Source organism: Candidatus Hydrogenedentota bacterium (assembly GCA_016791475.1).
GTDB lineage: Bacteria > Hydrogenedentota > Hydrogenedentia > Hydrogenedentales > JAEUWI01 > JAEUWI01.
In genome coordinates this window covers 1-517 of record JAEUWI010000476.1, presented here as the reverse complement: position 1 = coordinate 517, position 517 = coordinate 1, and the positions used below count along the sequence as shown (strand labels likewise).

At 52.2% G+C, this 517-nt stretch carries 1 protein-coding gene; it reads left to right on the top strand.

The features are described from left to right. Window positions 1-517, top strand: a 517-nt coding sequence (locus JNK74_30330; protein ID MBL7650467.1) for a DegT/DnrJ/EryC1/StrS family aminotransferase, incomplete at both ends; no start/stop codon positions are given.

Here is a 517-nt window from a genome sequence, read left to right as displayed (position 1 = left end):
ACATGAACCCGGCGCTGATCGAGTCGGCCATTACCAAGAGGACGGTGGCGATCATGGTTGTTCATCTGTATGGCAAGTGTGCGGCGATGGATCAGATCATGCCCCTTGCTCAAAAGCACAGGTTGGTGATGATTGAAGATTGCGCGCAGGCACACGGTGCCTCGCTGAAAGGAAAGAAGGCCGGGACATTTGGGGATTTCGGTGCTTTCAGTTTTTACCCAACTAAAAACCTGGGCGCTCTCGGCGATGGCGGCTGCCTGACCACCGATAGTGAGGTGTTGCAGAGGAAGATCGCCTATTTGAGGAACTACGGTTCAGACCGGAAGTACTACAATGAGGTAATCGGTGTGAATTCAAGGCTGGACGAGCTTCAAGCCGCATTCCTCCGGGTGAAACTCCGGTCCCTGGACAAGATCAATGAACACAAACGATCACTTGCGGCGCTGTATCAGCAGGGCCTTAAAAGCGATTTTATCAAGCCGGTGGTGCATCCTGATTACTATGATGTGTTCCACAT